We start from the raw sequence: 6617 nt of genomic DNA on the forward strand, positions 1-6617 counted from the left end.
CTTCTCTTTATTGTCGAGCTTCTGTGCATGAAGCACTTTTATGTGAACCACTCTGTCTCACAGCTGTTTGTTTTAGCGCTCTATTGCGTCGTTGTAGATGTTGCCATTTGGCAATCATATTGTGTCTTCCTTTCCTCAGATGATGAAAAAAAGCGTGGCAACTGTTTTGGTCGCTGCGCTCAATTATTAGTCCTGTTGCTTGCGGCATTTGCTGTGGCGGTCATCTGGGAGGGCTGTACCGTTCTTGGCTCGCCGGCTTCTCATTTCTCGAATATTGCTGACTGGAATAAAAAGCGGCTCATATTCTTTTTTCTGATTTCCTATTGCGCAATACTCTATTTATTCCAAAGCGGCTTTTCTCTGAAAGCGTTGTTCCATTCTGTTTCGGCGAGGGTCAAGGCTACCGACTACGTTTCCCTGCTGATTATCGCATTCTTTATTGTTTTTGGCTGTTCTACGATTGCATTCGTGAATGGGTTCATTAATGCTGTTGTTTATTTCCTGCTGGTAATCATAACTTCGGTTTTCACGGCTTGCTCGGGCATTCGAAAGAGAAACTCTGCCCTTCCTGTTGCTTTCTTTATCGCTGCATTCTCAATTGGTGTTTTCCTTGTGGTGAGCACTCCGATAACGACGGGTATTTCATGGGATGATCAAATTCACTATTCCAATGCCCTTTCGACATCTTATTTATTTGAAACTCAAAAAACTGATACGGATATTAAATTTACTGACGAAGCGGTCCGTCGTGCACAGGGCTATGAAGAGCCCTCTCTTTCCCATTTTGATCGAGCGGAAATTCTTGAGCATGCTAGGCAGTTGAATGGCTCCTATAGATCTGATATCGCTTCTGGTCATGTGCAAGTTAACAAGCATGAAGAATTCGTTTATACGCTTAGCAGCATTGGGTATATTCCATCGGCAATTGGCCTTTGGCTCGCTCGCCTTCTGCATTTCGATTTTTCTTCTATGATTCAATTCGCTCGGATTTGCAATTTATTTAGTTACTGTCTTGCAATTGCCATTGCAATCAAGGTTACGCCCTCAAAAAAGGGACTATTTGCTTTTGTGGGAATGCTGCCAACTTCGATCTTTCTTGCGTCATGTTTCTCATATGATGCATGGCTCATTTCGTTTATCATTCTCGGTTTTGCTTATTTTTTGAGGTATGCATGGGGTGATTTAAATGAATTTACAGTTCGCAATATAGCACTCGCATTTTTATTTACCTTTTTAGGACTCGCAGTCAAAGCTGTGTATTTTCCGATAATCGGTCTTTTCTTTATGGTTCCGCGTAATCGTTTTGCGGGCTCGAAGCAACGAGTTCATTACTATGCCGCCGTGTTTGTTTTGGGCTTGATTGCTTTTGCCTCATTTGCGCTTCCGTTCTTGTTTTCAACGGCTAGCGGATCCAACGTTGGCGATATGCGAGGCGGCTCCGATGTCAACTCTGGTCAGCAAATCGCTTTCATTCTCGCCGATCCATTGCGCTACGCTGAAATACTCGCCAATTATTTTTCAACTTATTATTTAAATCCGATAACCTCTTCTGGATATGCATTGAACTTTGCATACCTTGGATCGCTTGCTGCTCAGATTTCTGTAAATGCAATCCGTGGGTTGGTTCAGGTACTTCCAGCTGTTTGCCTATTATTGTTTGGGCTTTTTTCGGCAGATTCGATTAGCGTTAAGCATATTGGTCTCGCACAATTTCTTTGGGCCTCATTTGTGTTTTTGTTTACGGTGATTTTGGTGGCAACTGCACTTTATGTGTCTTTTACTCCCGTTGGATTGGGGACAGTTAATGGTTGCCAGAGTCGCTACCTTTTGCCACTTCTGGTTCCGTGCCTATCGTTTATTCTTAACCAGAGCCGCTTGGTCTTTGGGGACAGCAAACGATTCATATTGATATGCCTCGTATTCCCGTTTGCTTTGGCTACGATTTGCGAGTTTGTTTTAGTTGTTGGAAAGTGTTGCTGATATGGGCATAGTTTTTAATACCGAATTTAACAATAAGCTAAATTGCCGTGGCGACGGCAAGCTATATCTACTGTATGAAGCCGCATCCGTTTTCCCGGATGCTGTGGAGTCGCAATCACCCAATGGGCAAATTCTGCCCGCAAGAATCATCCCTTTTTCAGAGACTGAATTTGTTGTTGTCCTTGCCGATTTTGGTGTCGACCAATCTCTTTCTTTCTTTAGCGGAGATAATATAATTTATCAGCGTCGCATCAATCCTGGCAAGTTTTCGATTGAGTCGAAAGTTAACGGCTTGCTGCACACGGAGCATTGTGGACGATTTCGCAATATTGACCGTTCTGGCGTGCATGCGCTCGCTTCTATCCAAATTGAGAGCTTTATTCCCTGCGTTGATGGCGTAATCGTTAGAGGTGTTCTTTCGGGTACTGATTGCCTTGAGGGTGATCGTATTATCGCTTTTAATGAAGAAGCCTGCGTTGTTGGGGAATCTTTGTTATTTAATAACTTAATAGCCGATGCGAATCCTTGTTTAACAAATTTCTCGCTTCATATTCCTGAGGTCGGGGATAGCCTGTGCATTTGCATGCACAGGGCTTCTGGTCATCTGGATACGTTTATCAATCTAAAGAAAGATATGCTCAAGGAGCTTTTGGATGAGGTCGATCGGAACCATGTGTCCGCATTCGATCAACCCCGTTATTTGTCCTGGTTTTCTGGGCGCAGATTGACTGGATCCGATTCGCGGGTACAAGCGCAAATAAAATTTGCATACCAGCCCTTGTTTTCAATCATCGTTCCTCTATATAAGACTCCCTTGAATTTCTTCAGGGATATGGCTGATTCTGTCATTGCTCAGACGTATTCGAATTGGGAACTCATCCTGGTTAACTCTACGCCAGATTACGAGGGCCTTAGCGACTTGGTTTCCGAGTATGTGACTGCAGACTCTAGAATTAAAGTGACTAATCTTGAGGGCAATCTAGGTATCACTGAGAACACCAATGTCGGAATCAAGATGGCCAAGGGAGACTACCTCTGCTTTTTCGATCATGATGATGTTCTCGAACCGAATATCTTGTTTGAGTACGCCTGTGCTTTAAATCAAAATGCTGAAATCAATCTTCTTTATTGTGATGAAGATAAGCTATTGCCTGACGGGTCCTTGGCTCATCCTACTTTTAAGCCGGATTTTAGTCTTGATATGGCTCGTGACAACAATTATATTTGCCACCTTCTTACTGTTAAAAGGGCATGTTTAGACAGAATTGACCTTTCTAACAGCGAGTTGGATGGCGCCCAAGACCATGCCATGGTGCTGAAGATTGCCGAACTTGGTGGGACGATCCATCACGTTCCTAAAATCTTGTATCACTGGAGAATAAGCGAGAATTCGACTGCGGGTAATTCCGATAGTAAGCCCTATGCAACCCTTGCTGGAATAAAAGCGGTTCAGGAGCACCTTGATAGATGCGGTATCAAGGCGACTGTGGTTAACTCTCGTAATCGTGCTTTTAGATATAGCCCTATTTATGATGTTTCTTCATCTGAGTCCTGTTCATTAATCGTTACCACCCGCGGCAATTCTTCGGTTCTTTCGACTCTTGTATCTTCAATCAATGACACCGATTTTGATGATCTTGAAGTTGTTTTCGTGTGCTCGCAGGATGCGGAAGCCGCTGTTCAACAATCGGTCTCTGGACTTCGTTGTCGCTATATCGTTCACGCGCTTGATGACCCGTTTAATATATCTGCATGGAGAAATGCCGGTGCTCTTGCCGCGCATGGCGAGCAACTCGTCTTTGTTCATGATGATATTCAGGCGCTAGACTCCTTGTGGCTAAAGACTCTCGTTGGTTTTTCCCAACGAGAGGATGTTGGCGTTGTTGGAACAATGACGTGCGATCTTGACGGCATTGTGCAGCAGGCAGGCCTGTCTTATGTTGGAGAATCAATCGTCAACCTATCGCAAGGCATTCATCGCTCTTCTCCTGGCTATATCTATTTGCCATTGACCGTGAGGGATGTATCGGCGGTGAGTGGTGTCTGTTTAGCTATTTCACGCGAACATTTTAATCGTCTGGGTGGTTTTGATGAGTCGTATCTTCTTGACTATTCGGATGTTGATATTTGCTTCAAGTCTTCTCAAGCTGGGTTAAAAGTGATTTATACACCAGAGGCATGTCTCTACCATATGGCATGTGTTGACAAATCCCTTGATAGTAAATCTCGCTCTCATAAGCATTTTGAGGATAAGGCACGATTGTTGCATAACTGGTCCGAGCGTTTCTCTGAGGGAGATCCATGGTTCTCCGTTAACTTTTCTCGAGATCCCAAGCGCGCAGCGTTATATAAGTTCGATCCTTTTGACTACGAAGCGATTTGAGTGCTTTAAATGAAACAAATTGCCTGGATAATATCTCCGCCGGCAAAGGGTTCTGGCGGCTTTCGAACCATCTGCAGCAAGGCTTCCTTTCTAGATTCTCGCGGATATGAGAACTACTTTTACATTATGCCGGGCTGTGAAGCATACAAAAGTGCTCATAGAGTTCAGACCGAAATAAAGGATTGGTTTGGTTATTCGCCTAAAGAGGTTCTTGTGGCTCCGAGTGTGCCCGAGGATTTTTTTTGCAGTAATCGCCACCGCTTGGAATACGGCGCACTTTGCATCTATGCAGATGTGCGCCCATAAGTTCTACTTCATTCAGGATTTTGAACCTTGGTTCTATCCGATGGGGGAGATGTATCTAAATGCCGAAGCAAGTTATCGTTATGAATTAAACCCCATAACGATAGGCAGATGGCTTTCTAAAAAAGTTGAACCCTATTATTCGCATGAAGTCCCATATTGTGATTTTGGCGTTAGCGATATATATACTGCGCAGGAACAAAATCTAAGCAGAGAGTATGCCGTCTGTGCTATTTATCAATCCAATAAGGATCGGCGTTTGTCTGGCATGTTGCTTGATGCAATTAAATTGCTTCTCAAGCTCGACGATGCAGTTGTCGTATATTTATACGGCGAAGACGCAATGCCTCCCATTCGTGATCCACGTGTACGCAGCCTCGGCATCTTGACTGCTGATGAATGCGCCTCGCTTTATGCCAAGTGTGTTGCCGGCGTATCGTTGAGCGTGACTAATCCCTCTCGCCTGCCTTTCGAAATGCTTGCATCGAAGCTCTCGGTAATTGAAATAAACCGTGAGAATAACCTACTCGACTTTCCGGAGGGCACCATCCACCTCGCTGAGCCCTCTGCTTGTGGCATTGCTTCTTCTATTCTTGAGGCTCTTTCAGGCTCAAAATGCGATTCGCCTAATCGATTTAGCTGTACGTCGATTGAGCGTGAAAATGAAATGTTCTTCGAGGCCTTTACGCGTTATCTGAATGAAGAGCCATCCTTGGCTAGCGGGAAGTCCGCCTTCGGGAATGTGCTAAAAACTGAAGAACAAAGTAAAGTCTTCTTGCTCAGCGATCGTCTTGCTGATGCTCGATTGCGATCGTCTGCCATGTCTCAAACGCTCATTCAAGCTTCTTCTGTTGATTTGACTGTGCGTTTTGAGTCGGCTTTGATGCCTGTGAATGTTCGCGCGGCTGTTTGGCGTGCCGATGATCAGTCTGATATTCGCTGGATTAGTCTTGAATCTAGGGACGGCCATTTTGCGGGGCATGTTCCGCTGTTTTTAAATGATGATGAAGAGGCGTATCTTCGCATTCATATATACTCTTTTGCGGAAGACGGCAAAAATCCGCTTTGTGTCGCCGAGCTAAGCCAACTTGTCTGTCTTTCGCCTTCTCGCAACGCTCATCCTGTTGTTCGTTCGGTTGAAAGTGGCACATGCAGCGTGTCTGCTGTTTTTAACCTATCTGATGAATATTGTGAACCGTGTCAGCCTTCTGCATCGACGGGTGTCGATGGCGGTCACCTTGCTCTACTCAAACGTTTATTTCGGAGAAACTAATGGCGCGCTTTAACCAATGGACTCAGCTACTTAAAGCCTCTGCGACATCGCGCAGGCACGATGAAAAATCCGATGGTGTTAAGCAAGAACGCTATCTCCTTTTGGATACGGCTATGGGAAGCGAGAACTCTGGTGACCATGTGATCATGGATGCCTGTGGCTGTATCGCGGATCAAATCTTTGGCGGTGCGTTGCCCCATGTGGCAACGCACTATTATTCCAAAGAGCTTGAAATGTATCCTGAACACGTAAAGCTCTTGTGCGGCACAAATATTCTGTATACGCATATGGCTGATCAGCAGCAATGGGCGCTTGCCAAGCGGTTGGGCAATAATAGAAATGTTGTTTTGTTCGGCGTGGGCATGTCTGACATTGGGGTGGACGATGCTATCGACGCCTATACAAAGAAGTTCTATAAAACCTTGCTATCCGACGAATATCTTCATAGTGTTCGAGATGGAATGACTAAGAAGAGGCTTAACTCTATTGGCATAGAGAATGTTCTTAATACCGCATGTCCGACCATGTGGTCGTTAACCCCATCTAAGCAACTCGAGATTTCCTCCAAGCGTTCTAAAAACGTTGTTACGTCAATTACCGATGTTAGCGCCGGGCGATTTTAGCCGCTAATAGTCAAACGATTTTGACCAATCCCGGTCACCGAATAATGGCCACCGT

Annotated in this window: 4 protein-coding genes; all 4 read left to right on the top strand. The window is 44.8% G+C overall.

Annotation, left to right across the window (positions count from 1 at the left end; translation table 11 throughout):
* On the top strand, positions 1–1980 hold a 1980-nt coding region (locus tag AB5164_RS09520; protein ID WP_368148040.1), incomplete at its 5' end, for a DUF2142 domain-containing protein.
* A 1-nt stretch (position 1981) separates the two neighbouring features.
* Complete coding sequence (locus tag AB5164_RS09525; protein ID WP_368143025.1) at positions 1982–4363, top strand: glycosyltransferase; 2382 nt, start codon at positions 1982–1984, stop codon at positions 4361–4363.
* 187 nt (positions 4364–4550) lie between these two features.
* Positions 4551–5939 (top strand): rhamnosyltransferase WsaF family glycosyltransferase, encoded by a 1389-nt coding sequence (locus AB5164_RS09530; protein ID WP_368148042.1) that lies wholly within the window; start codon positions 4551–4553, stop codon positions 5937–5939.
* A complete protein-coding gene (locus tag AB5164_RS09535; protein WP_368143022.1) occupies positions 5939–6562 on the top strand; it encodes a polysaccharide pyruvyl transferase family protein in 624 nt (207 codons plus the stop codon). The genes AB5164_RS09530 and AB5164_RS09535 overlap by 1 nt, the downstream gene beginning before the upstream one ends.
* The last annotated feature ends 55 nt before the right edge of the window (positions 6563–6617 follow it).

This window comes from Collinsella aerofaciens, from assembly GCF_040915425.1.
Taxonomy (GTDB): Bacteria; Actinomycetota; Coriobacteriia; order Coriobacteriales; family Coriobacteriaceae; genus Collinsella; species Collinsella aerofaciens_BW.